Below are 20,128 nucleotides of genomic sequence, written 5' to 3' on the forward strand. Positions count from 1 at the left end.
TCTCGTCGCCCGACCCGAGGTCACTAGTCGTCCTCGGCGAAGACGAGCTTCTTCGGTTCCTCCCCGGAGGTGCGGCCGCGCAGGCGGGCGATGATCCGGGGCAGATAGGGGACGATGACCGCCACCACGGCCAGGGCCAGCAGGATCGCGGTGAGCGGGCGGGTCAGGAAGACGGTCAGGTCCCCATTGGACACCAGCAGGGCCCGGCGGAACTGCAACTCCATCATCGGGCCCAGGATCAGCCCGAGGATGACCGGCGCGATCGGGAAGTCGAAGTGCCGCATGCCGAAGCCGATCACCCCGACCGCATAGGCGATGAAGACCTGGTTGACGCTGCCCGTCGCGGCGTACACGCCCAGGGTGGCGAACACCAGGATGCCCGCGTACAGGATGGGTCTGGGGATCTGGAGGACTTTGACCCAGACCCGGATCAGCGGCAGGTTGAGGGCGAGCAGCAGCACGTTGCCGACGTAGAGCGAGGCGATCAGCGCCCACACCAGTTCCGGCGAGTTGTCGAAGAGCTGCGGGCCGGGCTGCAGGTTGAAGATCTGGAAGGCGGCCAGCATCACGGCCGCGGTCGCCGACGTCGGGATGCCCAGGGTCAGCAGCGGCACCAGGACGCCGGAGAACGCCGCGTTGTTGGCCGCCTCGGGGCCGGCCACGCCCTCGATCGCGCCCTTGCCGAACTCGTCGCTCTTCGCGCGGTGCTTCTCATAGGTGTAGGAGAGGAAGGTCGGCACGTCCGCGCCGCCGGCCGGCAACGCGCCGAACGGGAAGCCGACCGCCGTGCCGCGCAGCCACGGCCGCCACGAGCGCCGCCAGTCGTCCCGGCTGAGCCAGCCGAAGCCCCCGGTCGAGCCCGTCGGCGACAGCGGTTCCACGTGTTCCGGCAGCGTGCGCAGGCGGCTCGCGATGTAGAGCGTCTCGCCGATCGCGAAGAGTCCGACGATCACCACGACGATGTCGATGCCTTCGAGCAGCACCGTGGTGCCGAAGGTGAATCGGGCCTGCCCGGTCAGCCCGTCGATGCCCACCAGGCCGAGGAAAAGACCGAAGACCAGGCTCAGCAGTCCGCGGACGAGGGAACGCCCGACGAGCGCGGTCACGGCGACCATCGCCAGCAACGCCAGCGCGAAATAGTCCGCCGCCCGGAACGTGGTGGCCAGCTTCGCGACCGGTTGGGCGAAGAGCGTCAGCAGCAGCGTCGAGATCGTGCCGGCCACGAACGAGCCGATCGCGGCGGTGGCCAGTGCCGCTTTCGCGCGGCCGCGGCGGGCCATCTGATAGCCCTCGATGGCGGTCGCGACCGACGCCGATTCGCCCGGGGTGTTCAGCAGGATCGAAGTGGTGGAGCCGCCGTACATCGCGCCGTAGTAGATGCCGGCGAACATGATGAACGTGCCGATCGGGTCGTCCAGGCTGAACGTGACCGGCAGCAGCAGGGCGATGGTCAGCGCCGGTCCGATGCCCGGGAGCACCCCGACGAACGTGCCGAGCGTGACGCCGATCGCGGCGTACAGAAGGTATTGCGGGCTCAGCACCGTGCCGAAGCCGGAGAGCAGATCGCCGAAGACGCTCACAGCGGGAACACCCCCGCGGGCAGGAAGATGTCGAGCAGACGGGTGAAGGCGAAGTAGATGGCGAGCGGCAGGACCACCGCGACGATCAGGTCACGGATCCAGCTTCGGCTGCCGAGCACGCGGGACACCGCCATCACGAAGAGGAACGCGGACACGACGAAGCCCGCGTACTCCAGAGCGATCGCGAAGCCGGCCAGGCAGGCGGCGACGCCGGCCGGCGCGAGCCAGCCGGGCTGGTGCTCGTCGTGTTCCACCGGCTTGTGCCGGATCAGGTACACGGCGGCGACCACCACCCACGCGGCCGTCACCACCACCGGCGCGAGCCGCGGGCCCTGCAGGCTGAAGTCACCGTCCGCCTCGGCGATCGCCCGGTAGAGCAGGCCGATCCCGATGAGCAGCAGGGCCGCGGGCAGGATCCAGCCGGCGCGGCGGCCCTCGACGGGCCGCCGCTCCGGAACGGCTTCGGTGTCGCTCGTCATCCGCCGAGACCGATGTCGGTCAGCACGGTGGTGATCCGCTGGTTCTCGCTGTCGAAGTACGCCTTCGCCTCGTCGCCGCTCTTGTAGAAGTCCTCCCAACCCTGGTCGGCCAGCGTGGCCTTCCACTGCTCGGAGGTGTGCAGCTTGTCGATCATGCCGACCACGGCGGTCTTGGTGGGTTCGTCGATGCCGGGCGGCGCCACGATGCCGCGCCAGTTCATCAGCTCGACGTCGTACCCCTCCTCCTTGATGGTCTTGGCCGGGGAGCCGCCGCCGACGTCCACGCCGGTCGCACCGGAGACCGCGAGGGCGCGGGCCTTGCCGGCCGCGACCAGGTCCTTGAACTCGCTCTGCCCGGACACCGCCGCGGTCAGGTCGCCGGCCAGCAGTGCCGCCTTCGACTCGCCGCCGCCGGAGTAGGCGACGTACTTCATCGCCTTCGGGTCCGCGCCGGCCGCCTTGGCGAGCAGTCCGACCAGGATCTGGTCGGTGCCGCCGGCCGAGCCGCCACCCCAGTTGATCGACGACGGGTTCGCCTTGGCGTCGTCCATCAGCTGCTTCAGCGTCTGGTACTTCGAGTTCGCCGGGACCACGATCACCTCCTGCTCGGCGGTGAGCGTGGCGATCGGGGTGACCTGGTCGAGCTTGACCGGCGACTTGTTGGCGACCACGCCGCCGACCATCACCAGGCCCATCACCATCAGGTGGTGCGCGTCGCCGGAGTTCTTCGACACCAGCTGCGCCAGGCCCAGCGTGCCGGCCGCGCCGGTCACGTTGTAGACCTCGACCGACTGGTTGATGAGCTTGCCATCGGTGAGCGCCTTCTGCATGGTGCGGCCGGTCAGGTCCCAGCCGCCGCCGGGCGCCGCGGGCACCATGAGCTGCACGGTCTTGGTCGGATACTCCACCGCGCCGCCGGTGCTGCCGCCGCCGGCGGTGTCCTTCTCGCAGCCGGCGGCGACACCGGCCACCAGAACCGCGACTATGGTCGCGGCCATTGCACGCCGCGCGCTGATCTGCTTCACGACCGCTCCTCGAGTTACGGAATCGTTTCGCAGATGCTGCGCCCTGGAACCATCGGCGGTCATCGTTGCGAACGCGATGGTCGTTTAGGTCTTTCTGGTCACGGCCTACTCTCATGATCATGACGAAGGGTGTGGACGAGCCGGACGCCCGTGGACGGACCGGTCTGGATCAGGTCGGACGGGACCTGAAAGGGAACCCGGACGTGGTGGTGCGCGAGGTGGAACTGCTGGCCGCCGGGTGGCACGTGCTGCGCAAAACCACGTTCGACTATCGGCACGCGGACGGCCGGTGGACCACCGAGGCGCGCGAGACCTACGACCGGGGCAACGGCGCGACGATCCTGCTCTACGACACGACGCGTGCCACCGTGCTGCTCGCGCGGCAGTTCCGCTATCCGGTCTATGTGAACGGACACCCGGACGGGATGCTCATCGAGGCGGCCGCCGGGCTGCTCGACGACGACGATCCGGAGACCGCGATCCGGCGTGAGGCGGCCGAGGAGCTGGGCGTCGCGGTGGGGGAGCTGTCGCACGTCTTCGACGTCTACATGAGCCCGGGATCGGTGACCGAGCGGCTGCACTTCTACGCGGCGCCCTATGAGCCGTCGACCCGTACCGGCGACGGCGGCGGCCTGGCTGACGACGGCGAGGACATCACCGTGCTGGAGCTGCCGTTCGCCGAGGCGCTGGAGATGTGTTTCGACGGGCGCATCGCCGACGCCAAGACGATCATGCTGGTGCAGTGGGCCGCAATCCGCGGACCTTTCGCCAAGTCATTGACCCCCTAGACAACGGGCCGCACGCTTGGCGCATGGCTCTCCCGCGACTGTGGGACCGCGGCACCGCTCGGCGGCTGTCCGCGGTCGAGACGTTCAACTTCCCCTCCGGCGTCCGGCTGTCTCCGGCCCTGTCGCACCTCAGCTCGGCCGACGTCGCCACGGTCATCGCCGGCACCCGCCAGTGGTTTCGGCTGCACGCCCGGCATCCCCGCGCCACGATGTCGATGCCGTCCGCCGCGGTGGACACGCTGTGGCGCGAGTTGGTGCGCCACGAGCGTGACTACGCCGCGTTCTGCGAAGCCGCTTTCGGTCGCCCGCTGCCGCACGCGGAGATTCGCGGGGCGCTGGCCGCGACCTATCGGCGTGCGCGCGAGGACGAGCCCGGCGACCACCTGCCGCTGCTGTTCCGGGTGGACAAAGAGTTGGCGATCGCCGGCGGCCGGCACTACCTGGCCGACTGCGGCGGGCGCGGACAGTGCTTCGACGCGCCGGGTGACGCGATCTGCCTGCAGCACGTGGCCGGCATCGGGCGGGCAGTGCGCCCGGACGGCCGGATGGATTCGCGCAACGTCCCGCCCGGCGGCTCGTGCGGCGGCGGTGGCAGCGTCGGGTGCGGCGGCGGTGGGTGCGGCGGTGGCGGCGGCTAGGCGACCTTTTTCAGGGAACGGTCGAACACCACCGCGACCAGCAGGATCGCCGCGCAGACGCCCATGAAGACGGCCAGGTTGTGCAGACCCGCAGTGTCCGCGCCGTCCGGAAAGGACGCGGCGGTGGCCGCCGACGACGCGATCGCCCCCAGATACATGAACGTCCGCAACAATCCGGCCGCCGCCCCCATCCGCGCCGGATCCGCCTGCCGATAGACCGCGTTCTGGTTGGCCAGGTTGTTCAGCCCCTGCGGGATGCCGACCACCAGCGCCACCACGAGCAGCAGCCAGATCGCACTGCCCCGATCGAGCAGCAACAACATTGCACACCCGACCACCTGCACCGCTCCACCGACCAGCAACTTCCCGCGAATCTCCGGCCGTCGCCCGGTCAACGTCGACACCACGATCGCGATCAGGAACGTCGGCAGCACCACCAGCCCGGTCACCGAAGCGGTCAGCCCCCGAGTCTCCTCCAGCCACTGCGTGAAGCCGTAAATAAAGCCATAGGAAACAACCGCGGTCAAAAGATTTCTGAGGTACGTGACCAGCAGCGGAATGTTGCCCCCGAACACCCGCAGGTCGAGAAACGGCTCGTCCACCTCGAGCTCGCGCCAGGCGAACAGGGCACCCGCGGCAACCGTCAGCGCGAGCAGCCACCAGCGGTCGAGGCGCGGCGTCATCAGGAAGAGCAGCAGCGCGGTCAGCATGCCCGCGAACAGCGCGATGCCCGGCAGGTCCAGTGGTTTGCGCCCGGTGCCCCGCTCACCCCGCGGCAACCGCAGCCAGCCCAGCACCAAGCCGGCCACCGCCAGCGGGATGTTCACCGCGAAGATCGTGCGCCAGCCCCCGGCCCCGATCAGCAGGCCGCCCAGCGTCGGCCCGACCACGGCGATGGTCTGCGCGGACACCGCCAGCGCGGTGAGCACGCCGGCCGGACTGTCCGTGCCGGTGCGGTCGGCCTCGCTGCGGATCAGATACATCGCCGCCGGGTAGCCCGCGCAGGTGCCCAGGCCGAGCAGCACCCGGGCGGCGATCAGCACGCCGAGATCCGGTGCGGCGGCGCCGAGCACCCCGGCGATGCCGACCAGCACCGACCCGGCGAGGAAGAGCCGGCGCGGCCCGAACATGTCGACCAGCCGCCCGGCCACCGGCTGCCCGACCGAGGTGGCCAGATAGAGCGCGGCCACCAGCCAGGCGGTCTCGGCCGGCGGCGCGCCGAGCGCGACCCCGATCGGGATCAGCGCGACCGCGATCATCGACGAGTTGACCGGGTTGAGCACCGCGCCGAGGATCATCGGCGCGATCAGCTTGCGGTCGAAGCCGGTCTGCCGGGCGGCGACCGTCACGGCGTGTTCAGCCGGTCCATCAGGGCCAGTGCCTCAGCGACCGTGCGGCGCTCGCTCTCGGTGAACCGCTCATCGAGGGCCTTGGCCAGCCACTCCGTCCGGGCCTGGCGACCGCCCTCGAGTCGCTTGCGGCCCGCGTCGCTCAGCGAGACCACCTGCCGCCGGCCGTCCTCGAGGTCGGCGTCCCGGCGGATCAGCCCCTGCCGGGCCAGCGACGCGAGCGTGACGGACATCGACTGCGGCCGCACGCGCTCGGCCTTGGCGAGCTCGCCCGTGGTGGAGTCGCCGGCCTTGTCGAGCCGGCTCAGCACCGAGGTCTGCGAGAGGCTCAACGAGTCGTCGCCGGCGAGCTCGGTCAGCCTGCGGCGGAGCCGCCCGACGACGCTGCGGATCTCGTGAGCGAGGCGAATGCTGTCCACGCTGTTCACCGTAAACTCATCAGTCTGGACTGAACAGTTTCAACTGATTATTGAGATCTGCCTCACCCGGGTTAAGTTGCAGCGGTGACCTGGGCGTTCGAAGAGATGGAGCTCGACCCCGACGGCGTCGAGTTGCGCCGGGCCGGCGCCCGCGTGCCCGTCGAGCCGCAGGTGTTCGAGGTGCTGGCCTATCTGGTCGAGCACCGGGACCGGGTGGTGCCCAAGGAAGAGTTGATGGACCGGATCTGGGGTGGCCGATTCGTCAGCGAGTCGGCCGTGACCAGCCGGATCAAGCAGGGCCGCCAGGCGATCGGCGACAACGGTCAGGCGCAGCGGCTGATCCGCACGGTGCACGGCAAGGGCTACCGGTTCGTCGGCCAGGTGCGTGAGGCGGGTGCCGCGCCGGCGCCACGGCACGAGCCGGTCGGCTATGCGGAGAGCGACGGGTTGCAGATCGCGTACCAGGTCACCGGCCGCGGCGAACGGGACATCGTGCTGGTCGCGGGCTTCGTGTCGCACCTCGAACTGGACTGGGCCGACCCGCGGCACGCCGCGTTCCTGGACCGGCTGGGCGGCTTCGGACGGCTGATCCGCTTCGACAAGCGGGGCACCGGCCTGTCCGACCGTCCGAACGACGTGCCCGACCTCGAAACCCGGATGCACGACCTGCTCGCCGTGATGGACGCCGTCGGATCACGCCGCGCGGTGCTCTTCGGCTATTCCGAGGGCGGCCCGATGGCCGCGCTGCTGGCGGCCATGCATCCCGACCGCGTCGAGGCGCTGGTCCTCTATGGCTCCTATGCGAAGCGCGAGCGCTCCGACGACTACCCCTGGGCGCCGACCCGCGAGGAGCGGCAGCGCTACGTCGAACGGCTGGCGGTGGAATGGAGCTGGGAGGCCGACATGCGCGTGATGGCGCCGTCTGCCGACGACGCCATGGCCAGGTGGTGGGGCCAGCGGGCGCGGGCCGCGGCGACCCCTTCGACGGTACGCGCGCTGATCGCCATGAACACCCTGGTCGACGTCCGCGACGCCCTCGGCTCGGTGCACGTGCCGACGCTGGTCATGCACCGCCGCGGCGACCAGGACAGCCGCGTCGACGAGGGCCGCTACCTGGCGTCCCGCATCCCCGGCGCCCGCTTCGTCGAACTGGCCGGCGCCGACCATTTCGTCGGCATCGACTCCGGCCAGATCCTGGACCCGGTCGAGGATTTCCTGGCCGACCTGAAACCGGCCGAGACGCCCGCGCTGGCGCTGGGTGCGGTGCTCGCGGTGCGCGGCCCGATCCCTCCGCTGGGCGCCACCCGGATCGCCCGCACCCCGGCGGGAGTGACGATCGCGGTCTACGACGGCCCGGCCAAAGCGATCCGCGACGCGGCGGCCGCGACCCGCCTGGAGGTCCGTTTCGGCCTGCACATCGCCGAGATCCCCAGGACCGGCGACGTGATCGACGGCCCCGGGGTGGCGATCGCGGTGGAGCTGGCCGACCGGGCCGAGGCCGGCCAACTCCTGGTCTCCGCAACGGTCCGCGACCTGGTCGCGGCGTCCGGCATAGCCCTGATCCCGGCCGGCGACAACGCCTACCGCCCACCGCTCCAGCCGCCTTCACCGACCTGAGAGAGGTCTCTCGGGTTGGCGCTTTGCTCTGCACACCTATGCGCAACACCCCGGGGCTGCGCGCCGGGCGCTCGGCTCAGGCGGCCTTGACGTCGACCGTGATCGGGACGCCGTTGGTCAGCACGTCGAACACCGCGGACCGCTTGATCGACTGGGTGATCAGCGCCTTCAGTTCCTCCTCCGTCGCGTCGCCGCGCAGTTCGAAGCTGACCCGGATGCCCTGGTAGCCGTTGCGGACCTCGTTGCTGAGACCCAGGATGCCCTGCAGGTCGATGTCGCCCTCCACAGTGGAGGTGACTTCGGTCAGCGGGATGCCCCGGGCCGCGGCGATGTTCGCCAGGCCGCTGGTCAGGCAGGCGGCCAGCGCGTGCAGCAGAAACTCGATGGGGGTCGGGCCCTGGTCGGTGCCGGTGAGCACGGGCGGGTGGTCGGCGTCGTACTGGTGATCGGTGGCCCGGGTGTGCTCCTGGCCGGCGCCGAAATAGCCGTTGATCGTGGTCTGGTTGTGGGTGCCGTTGATCCAGCGGTTGCGGGCCCGGAACTGGAACTGTGCCAGCTCCGGCTGACCCTTCACCGCGCCGATGGTGGCGAACAGGGTCTGGGTGTCGACTCCGTTGACGGTCATGCGAGTGCTCCTTGTGTGATGGGGTCGCCGGCGTTCGCCAGCTGGGTTGCCTCGACATCGAGGGCGCGGCTCAACTGCCGCTGCAGTGCGGCGAAACGGTCCGGCTCCGGGAAGCCGGCCATCTCGTGGGTGATCGCGAACACCTCACGGACGGCGGCGTCGCGCCGGCGCTCGTACCCGGAAGGGTCGTTGATGTTGCGGGCCAGAAGTTCGGCGTCACGGAACGCGTCGGTGATGCCGTGACCGGTGACCGGGTCGCGGTGGTAGCCGGCGTCGCCGACCAGAGCCCAGCCCGGACCGGAGGCTTCGCGTAGGTGGTTCGGGAGGCGGGCGGCGCCGCGTACCCGGGAAGTGAAGTGACCTTGACGCACCCGGGCCGCGAGTGAGGGGGAGACCTTGGCCAGCAGACCGGCGAAGTCGGTCGCGGCCGGGGCGGTGGCGGCCGACGGGCCGCAGACCCAGACGCAGCCCTCGCCGTCGTGGGTCGGGAAGACACCGGCGAACGAGCGCGGCCCGACGTGATATTCGAAGCCGCGCCACGGGATGCCGCCGACGTAGGCGTAGTAGGTGGCGGCGTCCGTCGGATGGCTCTCCAGCGTGCGGGCGCCGACCAGACCGGCGACCTTGGACCGCCGGCCGTCCGCGCCGACCACCAGCTTGGCGGCGAGCTGGATCGGGGTGCCGTCGGCGGTGCGCGCCCGCAGGCCTCGGATGCGGCCGTCGTCGGCGCGCAGCACGCCGGTGGCGGTGACCCCGGTCCGGATGGTCGCGCCGGCCTTCACGGCGGCGCGGGCCAGGATCGCATCGAGCACGTGCCGCCGAGGCGCGATCAGGTGGTCGACCCCGGCGTGATCCTTGACCGGGCGGACGATCTCATCCTCGGTCGTGCGGAACACGACCTGCCGGATGGCCGGCGCCCCCGAGGCGAGAACCTCGTCGAGCAACCCCCAGCGGGAAAGCTGGACGACGCCACCGCGAGCGATGCCGTGCGTGGAGAGCGTGTCACTCGGGATGCGGCTGCGCTCGACCACCGTGACCTTGAGGCCGAGACGTGCCAGCAGCATCGCGGTGGAAGCCCCGGCACACCGGGCGCCGACCACGACGACGTCGTTCACTTGCTCGTTCATGCTGTTCACGATGCTGAGCGCGGGGCCGCCGTCCTTGGAGACAACATGGAGAACAGGATCTCCACATTCCCGAGCGTGCCCGTCGTCGTTCTGCCACCCGGTGGCTTCCTAGGGGTGGAAGGTGGCGCGGCAGTGAGCGACGAACGCTGTCAGGGCCGCACTCTGCTTGGGGCGCCAGACCAGGGCCAGGAGTGCGGGGATCTCGACGCCGGAGATCGGCAGGGCGGTCAGCTCGGGAAATCCCGCGGCCATCGACCGGCTCAGCACCGCGACACCCAGGCCCCGAGCGCCAAGATCCGCGACCGCGCCGGGGGCCGAGGCCTCGAGCGCGATGCGCGGTCGCAGGCCGGCAGCGGCGCAAGCCTGGTCGAAAACGCTGCGGATCCCGGTCCCCACCGGCAGCGACACGATGGGGTACGCCACCACGTCCGCAAGTGCCGGCCGAGGCGTGTGCTCGGCCAGCGGGTGTCCGGTGTGGACGACCGCCGCCAGCCCTTCACTGATGATCACGTCGGCGGCCAGCCCGACCGGCGGCTCACCCGCGACCCCGACCAGCGCGATGTCGGAGGTCCCGTCCCGCACCTCGGCGATCAGCGCGTCGGAGTTGTCCTCCCGGAGCTCGATCTCGACACCCGGATGCTCCCGATGAAACGCCGCCAGCGCCTCGAACCACGGCGTGACCTCGCACCCCTTGATCATCCCGGCGGTGAGCCGCCCGCGGACCAGCCCGTTCACGTCGTCCACGGCATCGCGCAGCCGTACCGCAGCACTCAACGCGGCCCGCGCCTGCGGCAGCGCCGCTTCCCCCGCCGCGGTGAGCGAGGCGGCCCGCCCCGAACGATCGAACAGCTCCGCCCCGAGCTCCTTCTCCAGGGCCTTGACCTGCGCACTGACCCCGGACTGGCTGATATGCACCCGCTCAGCGGCCCGAGTGAAGTTGGCCGCCTCGGCGACCGCCACGAAGTACTCCAGTTGCCGCAGTTCCATAACTGCGAATTCTAGTCACCATCAGATCCATGAGTTGGACTTGTGATCGCCGTCGAGCAATGGTGGAGTCATGAGCGAACGAGAGAAGGCATCGAAGCCCGAAGACATCACCCGCCTCTTCGTCGAGCGCGCAAACGCCAAGGACGCCGAAGGCCTGTCCCTGCTCTATGAGGAGGACGCCGTGATGGCCTTCCCGCCGGGGCAGCAGACGGTCGGCCGGGCCGCCATCCGCGAACTCTGGGAGAAAGCCCTGCCGAACATGCCGGCCTTTGAACCCGAGGAGCCCTTGCCGACGCTGATCAGTGGTGATTTGGCGCTGACGTCGACTCCACCGAAGGACGGCTCGGGCGCCCGGGCCCAGGTTGTCCGCCGTCAGCCGGACGGTTTCTGGCTGCGGGTCCTGGATCAGCCTGAGTTCAAGACTCCGACCGACTGAGGGTTGTTGCCTGTGTGGGGAGACGAGCGGCGCCGCCGTTGCGGACGGGCCGCCGCCCCGCGCCCGGCGCTTGCCCCCGCGCGGCGCTTGCCCCCGCGCGGCGCTTGCCCCCGCGCGGCGCTTGCCCCCGCGCGGCGCTTGCCCCCGCGCGGCGCTTGCCCCCGCGCGGCTCCTGCCCCCGCGCGGCTCCTGCCCCCGCGCGGCCTCTGCCCCCGCGCGGCCCCTGCGGCCCCTGCCCTACCGTGCATCGCTCGGCTGAGGGGCCGCCAGTCGGACGTTGTCGGCTGCGGGTCCTCAACCAGCGCGAGCCGAGGCCCTGCGGCGCCGCGCTTCGCACCTTGCGGCGCCGTGGTCGCTCGGCCCCATGGCGCCCGGCCCTCGTAGCCCGCCGCGCCGCACTGCCGGCCGGCGGGCTCGCGTCGGATGTTGCGAGGGCGGCCTCAGGGCACCACCACCAGGCGGCGGTCGGCTTGGCCCGTTGACTGGCGGTGCCATGCTTCGCCGATCGAGGCCAGGGGCACGGTTTCGAAGTCGAGAGTCAGCTTGCCGTCGCGGACGTGCTGGGCGATCGTCTCGATGGCCTTGGCGCGCTGTTCCTTGGTGATGGCGTTGTTTGTGTAGCCCAGCACCGATAGCGAGCGGCTACGCAGGGTTGCCGAGTCGAACGGTGCCGTCTCGCCTGCCGAGCTGCCCAGGTTGACCAGGCGGCCGCCGGAACGCAGTGCACGCGACGCTGCTGCGGCCGGCTCGCCGAAGACCGGATCAATGACCACATCGAACGGTCCATGTTCTGCGAATGCTGCGGCCAGATCGGAAGTGCCCAGCAGGATCACCGCGGCCGCGCCGGCGTTGAGAGCCCGGTCGCGGGCGGTCTCCGACCGGCAGGCCGCCACCACCCGCTCGGCGCCGTGCAGCAGCGCCAGCTGGATCGCTGCCTGACCGACCACGCCGCCGCCACCCAGGACAAGAACCCGTTCGCCGGACTGGAGGCCGCCGCGCCAGGTCAGCGACATCAGCGCCGCCACCGCGGACAGGCCGAGTGCGGTGACCAGGCGGTGGTCGACACCGTCGGGCAGCGGCACTATGTCGGCCCGTGGCGCGACCGCGAACTCGGCCAGGCTGCCGTCGCCCGGCTGCATGCCCGCCGATGTTGCGAACCAGACCGCGGAGCCGTCGTCCAGCTCTCCGACGCCCTGAACACCGGGGATGTAGGGCGTCGCCGGCTCCCCGAAATATGAGGTGCCGGTGGCGCACAACAGATCCAGCGGAGTGATCGAGGCGGCGGTGACGCGGATCCGGACGTCGTCCGCGCCGGGCGTCGGCACCTCACGCTTGCCGACCGACGGCGGCAGGCCGCAGGTCTCGATCAACGCGGCGCGCATCATGTCGCGATGTCCGGATAGGGCATGTCGAAATGCCGCAGCCGCTCACCGAACGCCATCTGATATTCCAGCGGGCCGTGATCGCGCTCGAACATCGCGATGAACAGCGTCAGCGTCAGGAACGGGTGCGCGCCGAGCTCGAACAGCGCCACGTGGTCATGGCCGGCCAGTGCCGCTCGCTCGGCGTCAGTGAAGCGCAGCCAGGTGCTCGACTCGCCGGTGTGGCAGTTGAGCACGGCGTTGGCGCGCTCCGCCTCCCACCAGGTGACCGTGCCGGCCGGGTCGTCGCGGTAACGCTCGACCAGCTCCGGGTCACGGTCCACGGTGAACAGGAACTTGTTCAGCAGGTATTTGCTCACTGCGGCGCTCCGTTCGGGTACCAGGTGAAATAGGCCTCCCTGGTGTGGAACAGGTCGAGGCTGTCGACATAGTCCGCCTTTGCGCCGACGCCGGCCACGCCCATCATCATCATGAAGTCCATGAAGCCGTGCGTGGCGTTTCCGGGCGCATGCAGGCTGTCGAGCGTGACCTCCGAGAGGCAGCCGTCCAGGTCACCGGTGGAGATCCACTCGATGGCCCGCAGGTCGAACTCCGGATCCGGGCCGTGCGGGCCGAACTGCCGCGGCCCACCCAGCTCGAGGGACAGGTGACCGGTGCCGATGATCGCCACCCGCAGGTCGGACGGCCAGGACTCGACGATCTCGCGGACCGCCTCGCCGAGTTGCACGAAGCGTTTCGGCCGGGGCAGTGGGGGAGCGAAGATGTTCGTGTAGATCGGGACGATCGGCAGGTCGGCCTCGGGCCGCAGCGTGATGATCGGGCACGTGATGCTGTGATCGATCCGCAGCTCGTTGCTGAACGCCAGGTCGAAGTCGCGATCGAGGCCCTCGCGCAGCAGATGCGCCGACAGCTCCTCGTCGCCCTTGAGGAGCATGCGCGGCATGCCGAACTCGCGCTCCTCGTTGTACCAGTTCGCGTCGTAGAACGGTGCCTTGCCGATCAGGAACTGTGGCATGTTGTCGAGCCACAGCTGGTGGAAGTGGTCGGAACCGACCATCACCAACACGTCGGGGTTGGCCCGCGTCAGCGTCTCGCGAAACGCTGTGATCTTGCGGACCCACTCGTCCGCGAACGGCGGGCGGTCCTCCCCGGTGGCCGTGCTGGCCTTGTAGAAAAACGGGTGATGGGTGGAGGCGATCACCGCTACGACGGTGGCCACGGCGGCTCCTCTCTAGTCGGCGGTGTCGGGGTCGGGTGCGGTGTAGACCGCGTTGCGGTCAACGGTCAAGTAGATGTCCATGCCCAGCGGGTTGCGGCGCTCCTCGGCGAGGTGACCGAGCAGGCCCGCCGCCCGGGCGAGGAGGGCGAAGCCGCGCAGCATCTCCACCGGCAGGCCCAGGTCGGCCAGCGCCGCGCCGCAGACGCCGGCGCCGTTCAGCGGCAGCGTGCGGCCGAGCACCTGCGGGTGCACCCGGCCGATCGCCTCGAACAGCCGCAGGTGCGGGCCGCGCAGCCCCTCCTGCTCGGCGATGCCGATCAGCACCGGGGTGCGCGGATCCTGCACCTTGTGCACCGGGTGGCCGAGACCAGGAATGAACCGCTTCTCCGCCCGTGCCGCCCGGACCGCATCTAGTGCGGCCTCGTCCCAGCCCGCGTCATCCTGCGGCATTGATGGGAGAGCCCGGATCGTGGCATCCAGGAACCGTCCACAATCCTCGGTCACGCCCAGAAAGCGGGAACCCCCGCCGAGCAGGCCGGCGGCGAGTGCTCCCTGCAGAGACTCGGGTGCGCTCAGATAGGTCAGCCGGGCCGCGATCGCGGTCGGCGTGAAGCCGTGGTCGGCGAGCGCCACCAGCACGGCCTCGAAGACACGGGTCTCACCCGCGGTCGGCCGGCGCCCGGCGACCAGCCAATAGGCCAGCTCGCCGAACCCAACCTTGCCCATCAGGTCGGCCGCCAGATCCTGACCGAGCAGCCGGATCTGCTTCTCGTCGGACGTGCCGATCGAGGTGGGAAAGCTCAGCTCTCGTTCAGCCACGCGCGGATCTCCTCACCGTGTTCGTCGAGCCCGGGCGGGGGCAGTTCATATTGCGCCGGCGTGCCGGAGAAGGTGATCGGATTGCGGACCCCCGGCACGTCACCGACCTGGACCACCGGGTCGAGCCCGAGCTCCTCGGCCAGCGCGAAGCCGCCGTCGATCGTGTTGATCGGCGCGCACGGCACTCCGGCCGCGAGCAGATCGCGGAACCACTCGTCCTTGGTGCGCTTGGTCAGCCGCTCGACCAGCAGCGGCCGCAGTTCCTCGCGGTTGGCGGTGCGGTCCTGGTTACGCGCGAAGCGTGGGTCGGACGGCAGGTCGGGCAGGTCGAGCACCTGACACAGCTTGCGGAACTGGCCGTCATTGCCGGTGATCACAATCAGCTCGCCGTCGGCGGTGGGCAGCGGCTCGTAGGGGAACAGGCTCGGATGCGCGTTGCCCATGCGGAACGGGATGGTGCCACCCGCGACATAGCCACTGCTGTGGTTGACCAGGCCGGAAAGCGCCGACGACAACAGGTTGACCTCCACGTGCTGACCGGTGCCATGCTCGTCGCGATGGTGCAGGGCGGCCAGGATGCCGATGTTCGCGTGCAGGCCGGCCATCACGTCGAAGACCGAGATGCCGGCGCGGTAGGGCGAGCCGTCGGGGTCGCCGGTCAGACTCATCAGACCGGAGATGGCCTGCACCATCAGGTCGTATCCCGGATAGCCGGCGCCCTTGCCGGTGCCGAAGCCGCTGATCGAGGCGTAGATGATTTTGGCGTTGTCGGCGGCGACCGAGTCGTAGTCGAGGCCGAAGCGCTTGAGGCCGCTGGGCCGGAAGTTTTCGATCATCACGTCTGCGCGACGCGCGAGTCGCTGGGCGACATCCAGGTCGCCGGGGTCTTTCAGATCCAGTGCGATCGAGCGCTTGTTGCGGTTGATGCCCAAGTAATAGGTCGAGACGTCGTCGCGGACCGGCGGCATCCACGTCCTCGTGTCGTCGCCACCGGGGCTCTCCACCTTGATCACCTGCGCGCCGAGATCGGCGAGGAGCATCGTGGCATAAGGACCCGCGAGGATCCTGGAGAAGTCGGCAACCACCAGGCCGCTGAGAGGTCCCATGTCCACCTTTCTAGCGCGTTCGCCAGACGGACGCTTGTCCGCTGGGGGAAATCCTTCTCCTTCGACTTCGCGGCTGTCAACCGTGGCGTGACCCACTCGAAATCAGCCCTTGACACGCCGATCGCGGCGGGCAGAAGCTGGGTTCCTCAACGCGACCGCCAGACGGACAGCTGTCCGCCAGGGCTCAGAGGGGAGTGGCCGGCGATGAGTGACACCGTGGTCTTTCGCAACGGTCTGGTTCTCACCATGGACGACGCGCACACCGTGCTGCCTGGGGCGGACGTGCTGGTGGTCGACGACCGCATCGCCGAGGTCGGGGTCGGCCTGACCGCTCCCGAGGGCGCCGTCGAGATCGACGCGAGCGGCGGCATCCTGATGCCCGGCATGATCGACACCCACCGGCACATGTGGCAGACCGCGATGCGGGGTTACGGCGCCGACTGGACCCTCACACAATATTTCGTCTGGTACTACCTCGAGTCCGGCAAGCTCTTCCGCCCGGAGGACATTTATGCGGGCAATCTGCTGGCCGCCATCGAGGCGATCGACGCCGGCGTCACCACGACGGTCGACTGGTCGCACGGGCTGCAGACCCCGCAGCACGCCGACGCGGCGGTCGACGCGCTCGAGGCGGTGCCCGGCCGGTTCGTGCTGGCATACGGAAACATCCAGCAGGGTCCGTGGGAGTGGGCGACCAGCGACGGGTTCCGCGACTTCGTCAATCGGCGCATCTCCAGCGGCAACGACATGCTCGGCTTCCAGATGGCCTTCGACGTCACCGGCGATCCGGCCTTCCCCGAGAAGGCGGCCTTCGAGGTGGCTCGCGAGCTCGGTGTGCCGGTCACCACGCACGCCGGCGTCTGGGGCGCGACGAATGACGACGGCATCCGGCTGATGCACGAGAACGGGTTCATGACCCCGCGAAACGTCTACGTGCACTCCGCGACGCTCAACAACGACTCCTACCACCGCATCGCGGCCACCGGCGGATCCGTGTCCGTGTCCACCGAGAGCGAGCAGAGTGCCGGCCAGGGCTACCCGCCCACCTGGGCGCTGCGCGACTACGGCATCCCGATTTCGTTGTCGATGGACACCAGCGTCTGGTGGAGCGGCGACCTCTTCTCTGCCATGCGCACCACGCTGGGCGCCGATCGGTCTCGCGAGCACATGGAGGCGCACGCCCGCGCCGACACCGTCACGCACCTGCACCTGCGGTCCGAGCAAGTCGTCGACTGGGCGACCCGCGGCGGCAGCAAGGCGCTCGGGATGGACGACAAGGTGGGCAGCCTCGAGCCGGGCAAGAAGGCCGACGTCGTGCTGCTCAAGAACGACGACTCGCCGGTCATGTTCCCGATCCTCAACCCCTATGGCCACGTGGCGTTCCAGGCGCAGCGCGGGGATGTCGACACCGTCATGATCAACGGCCGCGTGGTCAAACGCGACCACAAGCTGGTCGGCGTCGACCTCGGTGAGGCGCGGCGCAAGGTGGAGGCCACCATCGAGCACCTGATCGGAACGATGGGCCGAGAGGCTTGGGACAAGGGCATGAACCCGGACGTGCCCGAGACGAAGGTGACGGACAACCCTTACACGTACACCGAGTGGGACGCTGGATCGGCTCAGTGGAAGCATTGACCGACGTGGGAGTCGAGGGAGGCAGGATGGCGCGCGACGACGCGGGTCCTGACTTCATCGAGGCCCTGGCCCGTGGGCTCGAGGTGCTGCGCAGTTTCCGGCCGGAGCGACGGGTGTCGACGCTGAGCGAGATCGCCGCCGACACCGGGCTCGCCCGGCCGACCGTCCGGCGCATCCTGATGACGTTGGTCGCGCTGGGTTATGTGCGCACGGCCGACCGGGGTTACGTGCTGGCGCCGCGGGTGCTCGAGCTCGGCATGACCTACATCAACTCGCTGGAGATGTGGGACGTCGCCCGGCCGCACATGGAGAAGCTGGTCGCACAGACCAACGAGTCCAGTTCGATGGCTCAGCTCGACGAGGGCGACATCGTTTACGTGGCGCGGGTGGCGGTGCCGAAGATCGTGACGTTGTCGGTGTCGATCGGCACTCGATTCCCGGCGATCGCCACGTCGATGGGCAAGGTGCTGCTGGCCGCGCAGGATTTCAACACGCTGGACTACCTGTTCGAGGAGCCGAGCCGCTCGGGCATCGCGCCGCGGTGGAACCCGACGCCGAACGAGTTGTTCCGCGAGTTGCGCGAGGTCCGGGCCAAGGGCTGGGCGCTGGCCGATCAGGATCTCGCGCCCGGCATCCGGTCGATCGCCACCGGCATTCGGGACGTCGACGGCGAGGTGGTGGCGGCGATCAACGTGACCGTGCACGCCGCCGAAACTTCCGTGGAAAAGCTGACTGGCGACTACCTTCCGCTGCTGCTGCGCACCGCGTCGGACATCAGCCAGGACTGGGCGATGCTCGGCGGCGTGCCGGCGAAGACCATGGGCCATTCACCGAGTGGATGATTAATCACTCACGGCTTTCATATCGATCGCTACTGGCCGGAACCGGGTCCTTACCGGCACGATCGACTGGTGACGACCTTCGGGCGGCTGCCCTTTCCGATCTCGCTGACCGGCGAGGGCGTTCAGCTGCGCGAGTGGACTTCGGACGATCTGGATGATCTGGTCGAGCTGCTGGACGAGCCGGACATCGCCCGCTGGACCCCGATGCCGTCGCCGTTCGACGTCGAGGCCGGCATCGCCTATCTCAAGCGGGCTCACCAGGGGCGGCTGAGCGGCCAGCGCATCCAGCTGGCGATCACGGCGGACGGCGGCAAGCCGCTCGGTGAGGTTCTGCTCTTCGGCGTCGACCTCGGCCTCAAGGAGGCCGAGCTGGGCTACCTGGTGGGTGCACCACATCGCCGGCGCGGCCTCGCGGCGAGCGCTCTCGTGCTGCTTTCGGGATATGCGCACACCGGCCTCAACCTCAGCCGGCTGCTTCTGCGCATCGACCCGGCCAACACCGCCAGCACCGCCGTCGCGCGACGCTGCGGCTACCGTCTCACCGGCGAGCCGCCGATCCTGCAGGAGGGCCCATACGGCCCGAGCAGCCTGGACACCTGGGAACTGGTGTGGCAGCCCGACACCCGCCGCCAGCGCCTGCGCAACGTGGCCACCCGCCGCTACGGCCGCCGCCCGTAACCGGGCGATGGCCCGCGACATGCTGTAGCCACGAATCGGACCGCCGCCCAGAACCGGGCCGTCGCCTTCGGTCGGGCTCGCGCCCGTGACTAGGCCTCGCGTCGAGCCTGGAGCCGTCCGGCCGTGACTGCGCCGCCGCTCCAGATCGAGTCGACCGGCGGCTGACCGCGCCACGACCTCGCTCAGATAGCCATTCCGTCTACCTGACATGACGTGTCAGGCATGGCGGTCTACGGTCGGATCATGGGAGTTGAAGTGGATCGCGCGCAGGTGATGGCCTTTCGGGTGGCGGCGCTCGGGCTCGGTGAGCGGACCAAGGACCGGCCGGGTGACCTGCCACTGCTCGACCTCGGGGTGCAGGAGTACACGCCGGGATCGCTGCAGGTTGGGCTTGCCGCTCGCACGTCCGCTGCGCTCTCCGACGACCGGCTTGTCATGGTGTGGGCCGCGCGCGGGGCGCCGCATCTGCATCGGCGGCGGGACCTGCGCAAACTCGCCGAAGCTTTGTGGCCGGTCAGCGACGCGGATGCGACCGCGCGGATTCAGAGCGGGCAGATTCCGGAGGGGATGAAGCTTGGGCTTGCCGCTTTCACCGCCACCGCCGAGGCGATGAGCAAGGTCGTGACCAGGTCGATTCCGCGCGGCGAGGCCAGCACGGCGGTCAGCACGATGGTGCCGAAGTCGCTGACCTACGAGTGTCGTTCCTGCAAGGCGCGGCACATCGCGGGCAACGTGTGGCAGCACGCCAGCTTCGCCGGAGGTGTGCTGGTCGAGTCGCGCGGCAAGGACGCCACGCTCGGGCCGATCAAGAACTGGCCCGGCGTTCCCACCGAGAACAAGGGGATCGACGGGCTGATCCGGCTCTATCTGCGGATGCTCGGGCCGGCCGGCCCGCTCGAGGTGGGCAAGTATTTCGGCAGCTCGACCGCTGAGATGAAGAAGGTCTGGCCGGACGACCTGGTCGAGGTCAAGGTGGACGGTCGCAAGGGCTGGGTGCCGGCCGACGCGGTCGACGACCTGACCGGGGCCGAGACCGCGACTGGGGTCCGGCTGATCCCGCCGATGGACGCGCTGCTCCAGGCCCGCGACCGTGACCTGCTGGTCCCCGACAAGAAGGCGCAGAAAGAGGTGTGGCGGACCCTCGGCAATCCGGGCGCCCTGCTGGTCGATGGAGAGATCGCCGGTGTCTGGCGTGCCAAGATCTCCGGGCGCAAGCGGGTGGATCTGACGGTCACACCGTTCGGCACGCTGAGCGCCAAGGCGCGCAAAGCGGTCGATGCCGAAGCTTCAGAGGTGGCGCGCGCACGCGAGGTGCCCGAGGCAACCGTCGCCTTCAGCTGAGCAAGGCCACTGAGAGGCGAGGCTGAAAGGCGGGGC

At 69.7% G+C, this 20,128-nt stretch carries 21 protein-coding genes; 8 read left to right on the forward strand and 13 right to left on the reverse strand.

Annotated features, from left to right (window positions below):
- Positions 1-23 precede the first annotated feature (23 nt).
- Genes ACZ6TI_RS09105 through ACZ6TI_RS09115 form a run of 3 tightly spaced genes read right to left on the reverse strand, consistent with a single transcriptional unit; the run spans position 24 to position 3,084 of the window.
- Positions 24-1,580, reverse strand: a complete 1,557-nt coding sequence (locus tag ACZ6TI_RS09105; protein WP_465344467.1) for a tripartite tricarboxylate transporter permease — start codon at positions 1,578-1,580, stop codon at positions 24-26.
- Positions 1,577-2,059: a tripartite tricarboxylate transporter TctB family protein gene (locus ACZ6TI_RS09110; RefSeq protein ID WP_465344468.1), complete on the reverse strand. Its 483-nt coding sequence runs from the start codon at positions 2,057-2,059 to the stop codon at positions 1,577-1,579. Before ACZ6TI_RS09110 ends, ACZ6TI_RS09105 begins: the two co-directional genes overlap by 4 nt.
- Entirely contained in the window at positions 2,056-3,084 is a 1,029-nt protein-coding gene (locus ACZ6TI_RS09115; protein ID WP_465344469.1) for a Bug family tripartite tricarboxylate transporter substrate binding protein, read from the reverse strand. Before ACZ6TI_RS09115 ends, ACZ6TI_RS09110 begins: the two co-directional genes overlap by 4 nt.
- 119 nt (positions 3,085-3,203) lie before the next feature.
- Here ACZ6TI_RS09115 and ACZ6TI_RS09120 point away from each other — a divergent pair, with 119 nt between their 5' ends.
- Positions 3,204-3,872 carry an NUDIX domain-containing protein gene (locus tag ACZ6TI_RS09120; protein WP_465344470.1) on the forward strand — a complete coding sequence of 223 codons (669 nt, stop codon included), beginning with the start codon at positions 3,204-3,206 and terminating at the stop codon, positions 3,870-3,872.
- A gap of 23 nt (positions 3,873-3,895) precedes the next feature.
- A complete protein-coding gene (locus ACZ6TI_RS09125; RefSeq protein ID WP_465344471.1) occupies positions 3,896-4,510 on the forward strand; it encodes a glycine-rich domain-containing protein in 615 nt (204 codons plus the stop codon).
- Here ACZ6TI_RS09125 and ACZ6TI_RS09130 read toward each other — a convergent pair.
- Both ACZ6TI_RS09130 and ACZ6TI_RS09135 read right to left on the reverse strand, forming a co-directional pair.
- Entirely contained in the window at positions 4,507-5,859 is a 1,353-nt protein-coding gene (locus tag ACZ6TI_RS09130) for an MFS transporter (RefSeq protein WP_465344472.1), read from the reverse strand. The genes ACZ6TI_RS09125 and ACZ6TI_RS09130 overlap by 4 nt on opposite strands.
- Complete coding sequence (locus ACZ6TI_RS09135; protein ID WP_465344473.1) at positions 5,856-6,278, reverse strand: MarR family winged helix-turn-helix transcriptional regulator; 423 nt, start codon at positions 6,276-6,278, stop codon at positions 5,856-5,858. The genes ACZ6TI_RS09130 and ACZ6TI_RS09135 overlap by 4 nt, the downstream gene beginning before the upstream one ends.
- Positions 6,279-6,362: 84 nt before the next feature.
- Between ACZ6TI_RS09135 and ACZ6TI_RS09140 the strand changes: the two genes are divergently transcribed.
- Positions 6,363-7,895: an alpha/beta hydrolase gene (locus ACZ6TI_RS09140; protein WP_465344474.1), complete on the forward strand. Its 1,533-nt coding sequence runs from the start codon at positions 6,363-6,365 to the stop codon at positions 7,893-7,895.
- A gap of 76 nt (positions 7,896-7,971) precedes the next feature.
- Here ACZ6TI_RS09140 and ACZ6TI_RS09145 read toward each other — a convergent pair whose 3' ends face one another.
- The 3 genes from ACZ6TI_RS09145 to ACZ6TI_RS09155 form a co-directional block, all read right to left on the reverse strand.
- Positions 7,972-8,520: an OsmC family protein gene (locus tag ACZ6TI_RS09145; protein ID WP_465344475.1), complete on the reverse strand. Its 549-nt coding sequence runs from the start codon at positions 8,518-8,520 to the stop codon at positions 7,972-7,974.
- Positions 8,517-9,647: an NAD(P)/FAD-dependent oxidoreductase gene (locus ACZ6TI_RS09150; protein WP_465344476.1), complete on the reverse strand. Its 1,131-nt coding sequence runs from the start codon at positions 9,645-9,647 to the stop codon at positions 8,517-8,519. The genes ACZ6TI_RS09145 and ACZ6TI_RS09150 overlap by 4 nt, the downstream gene beginning before the upstream one ends.
- A gap of 108 nt (positions 9,648-9,755) precedes the next feature.
- The gene (locus tag ACZ6TI_RS09155) at positions 9,756-10,634 is read right to left on the reverse strand and encodes a LysR family transcriptional regulator (protein ID WP_465344477.1); all 879 of its coding nucleotides are present in this window, start codon (positions 10,632-10,634) and stop codon (positions 9,756-9,758) included.
- Positions 10,635-10,704: 70 nt separating this feature from the next.
- Between ACZ6TI_RS09155 and ACZ6TI_RS09160 the strand changes: the two genes are divergently transcribed.
- On the forward strand, positions 10,705-11,070 hold the full coding sequence (locus ACZ6TI_RS09160; protein ID WP_465344478.1) for a YybH family protein: 366 nt from the start codon (positions 10,705-10,707) through the stop codon (positions 11,068-11,070).
- A gap of 440 nt (positions 11,071-11,510) precedes the next feature.
- Here ACZ6TI_RS09160 and ACZ6TI_RS09165 read toward each other — a convergent pair whose 3' ends face one another.
- From ACZ6TI_RS09165 to ACZ6TI_RS09185, 5 genes are read right to left on the reverse strand one after another with little or no spacing between them, the layout of a single operon-like run.
- Positions 11,511-12,452: a quinone oxidoreductase family protein gene (locus ACZ6TI_RS09165; RefSeq protein ID WP_465344479.1), complete on the reverse strand. Its 942-nt coding sequence runs from the start codon at positions 12,450-12,452 to the stop codon at positions 11,511-11,513.
- On the reverse strand, positions 12,452-12,811 hold the full coding sequence (locus ACZ6TI_RS09170; RefSeq protein ID WP_465344480.1) for a hypothetical protein: 360 nt from the start codon (positions 12,809-12,811) through the stop codon (positions 12,452-12,454). The genes ACZ6TI_RS09165 and ACZ6TI_RS09170 overlap by 1 nt, the downstream gene beginning before the upstream one ends.
- Entirely contained in the window at positions 12,808-13,671 is an 864-nt protein-coding gene (locus ACZ6TI_RS09175; protein ID WP_465344481.1) for a DODA-type extradiol aromatic ring-opening family dioxygenase, read from the reverse strand. Before ACZ6TI_RS09175 ends, ACZ6TI_RS09170 begins: the two co-directional genes overlap by 4 nt.
- A 12-nt stretch (positions 13,672-13,683) precedes the next feature.
- On the reverse strand, positions 13,684-14,490 hold the full coding sequence (locus tag ACZ6TI_RS09180; protein ID WP_465344482.1) for a citryl-CoA lyase: 807 nt from the start codon (positions 14,488-14,490) through the stop codon (positions 13,684-13,686).
- A complete protein-coding gene (locus tag ACZ6TI_RS09185) occupies positions 14,472-15,596 on the reverse strand; it encodes a CaiB/BaiF CoA transferase family protein (RefSeq protein WP_465344483.1) in 1,125 nt (374 codons plus the stop codon). Before ACZ6TI_RS09185 ends, ACZ6TI_RS09180 begins: the two co-directional genes overlap by 19 nt.
- A 204-nt stretch (positions 15,597-15,800) precedes the next feature.
- On the opposite strand from ACZ6TI_RS09185, the gene ACZ6TI_RS09190 reads away from it, so the two are divergent.
- The 4 genes from ACZ6TI_RS09190 to ACZ6TI_RS09205 all read left to right on the forward strand — a co-directional run bounded on the left by ACZ6TI_RS09190 (position 15,801) and on the right by ACZ6TI_RS09205 (position 20,092).
- The gene (locus ACZ6TI_RS09190) at positions 15,801-17,231 is read left to right on the forward strand and encodes an amidohydrolase family protein (protein ID WP_465344484.1); all 1,431 of its coding nucleotides are present in this window, start codon (positions 15,801-15,803) and stop codon (positions 17,229-17,231) included.
- Between the two features lie 26 nt (positions 17,232-17,257).
- Positions 17,258-18,073 carry an IclR family transcriptional regulator domain-containing protein gene (locus ACZ6TI_RS09195; protein ID WP_465344485.1) on the forward strand — a complete coding sequence of 272 codons (816 nt, stop codon included), beginning with the start codon at positions 17,258-17,260 and terminating at the stop codon, positions 18,071-18,073.
- Between the two features lie 69 nt (positions 18,074-18,142).
- Positions 18,143-18,751, forward strand: coding sequence for a GNAT family N-acetyltransferase (locus ACZ6TI_RS09200; protein WP_465344486.1), 609 nt, complete (start codon positions 18,143-18,145; stop codon positions 18,749-18,751).
- 243 nt (positions 18,752-18,994) lie between these two features.
- Positions 18,995-20,092 carry a winged helix DNA-binding domain-containing protein gene (locus ACZ6TI_RS09205; RefSeq protein ID WP_465344487.1) on the forward strand — a complete coding sequence of 366 codons (1,098 nt, stop codon included), beginning with the start codon at positions 18,995-18,997 and terminating at the stop codon, positions 20,090-20,092.
- Positions 20,093-20,128: the final 36 nt, after the last annotated feature.

It is taken from the genome of Actinoplanes sp. NPDC051388 (assembly GCF_055586225.1).

Bases quoted from the DNA above. Each gene is read 5' to 3' on its own strand.
- ACZ6TI_RS09110 (WP_465344468.1), bottom strand. From the start codon at position 2,059: ATGACGAGCGACACCGAAGCCGTTCCGGAGCGGCGGCCCGTCGAGGGC.
- ACZ6TI_RS09120 (WP_465344470.1), top strand. From the start codon at position 3,204: ATGACGAAGGGTGTGGACGAGCCGGACGCCCGTGGACGGACCGGTCTG.
- ACZ6TI_RS09125 (WP_465344471.1), top strand. From the start codon at position 3,896: ATGGCTCTCCCGCGACTGTGGGACCGCGGCACCGCTCGGCGGCTGTCC.
- ACZ6TI_RS09145 (WP_465344475.1), bottom strand. From the start codon at position 8,520: ATGACCGTCAACGGAGTCGACACCCAGACCCTGTTCGCCACCATCGGC.
- ACZ6TI_RS09150 (WP_465344476.1), bottom strand. From the start codon at position 9,647: ATGAACGAGCAAGTGAACGACGTCGTCGTGGTCGGCGCCCGGTGTGCC.
- ACZ6TI_RS09155 (WP_465344477.1), bottom strand. From the start codon at position 10,634: ATGGAACTGCGGCAACTGGAGTACTTCGTGGCGGTCGCCGAGGCGGCC.
- ACZ6TI_RS09160 (WP_465344478.1), top strand. From the start codon at position 10,705: ATGAGCGAACGAGAGAAGGCATCGAAGCCCGAAGACATCACCCGCCTC.
- ACZ6TI_RS09165 (WP_465344479.1), bottom strand. From the start codon at position 12,452: ATGCGCGCCGCGTTGATCGAGACCTGCGGCCTGCCGCCGTCGGTCGGC.
- ACZ6TI_RS09185 (WP_465344483.1), bottom strand. From the start codon at position 15,596: ATGGGACCTCTCAGCGGCCTGGTGGTTGCCGACTTCTCCAGGATCCTC.
- ACZ6TI_RS09190 (WP_465344484.1), top strand. From the start codon at position 15,801: ATGAGTGACACCGTGGTCTTTCGCAACGGTCTGGTTCTCACCATGGAC.
- ACZ6TI_RS09195 (WP_465344485.1), top strand. From the start codon at position 17,258: ATGGCGCGCGACGACGCGGGTCCTGACTTCATCGAGGCCCTGGCCCGT.
- ACZ6TI_RS09205 (WP_465344487.1), top strand. From the start codon at position 18,995: ATGGGAGTTGAAGTGGATCGCGCGCAGGTGATGGCCTTTCGGGTGGCG.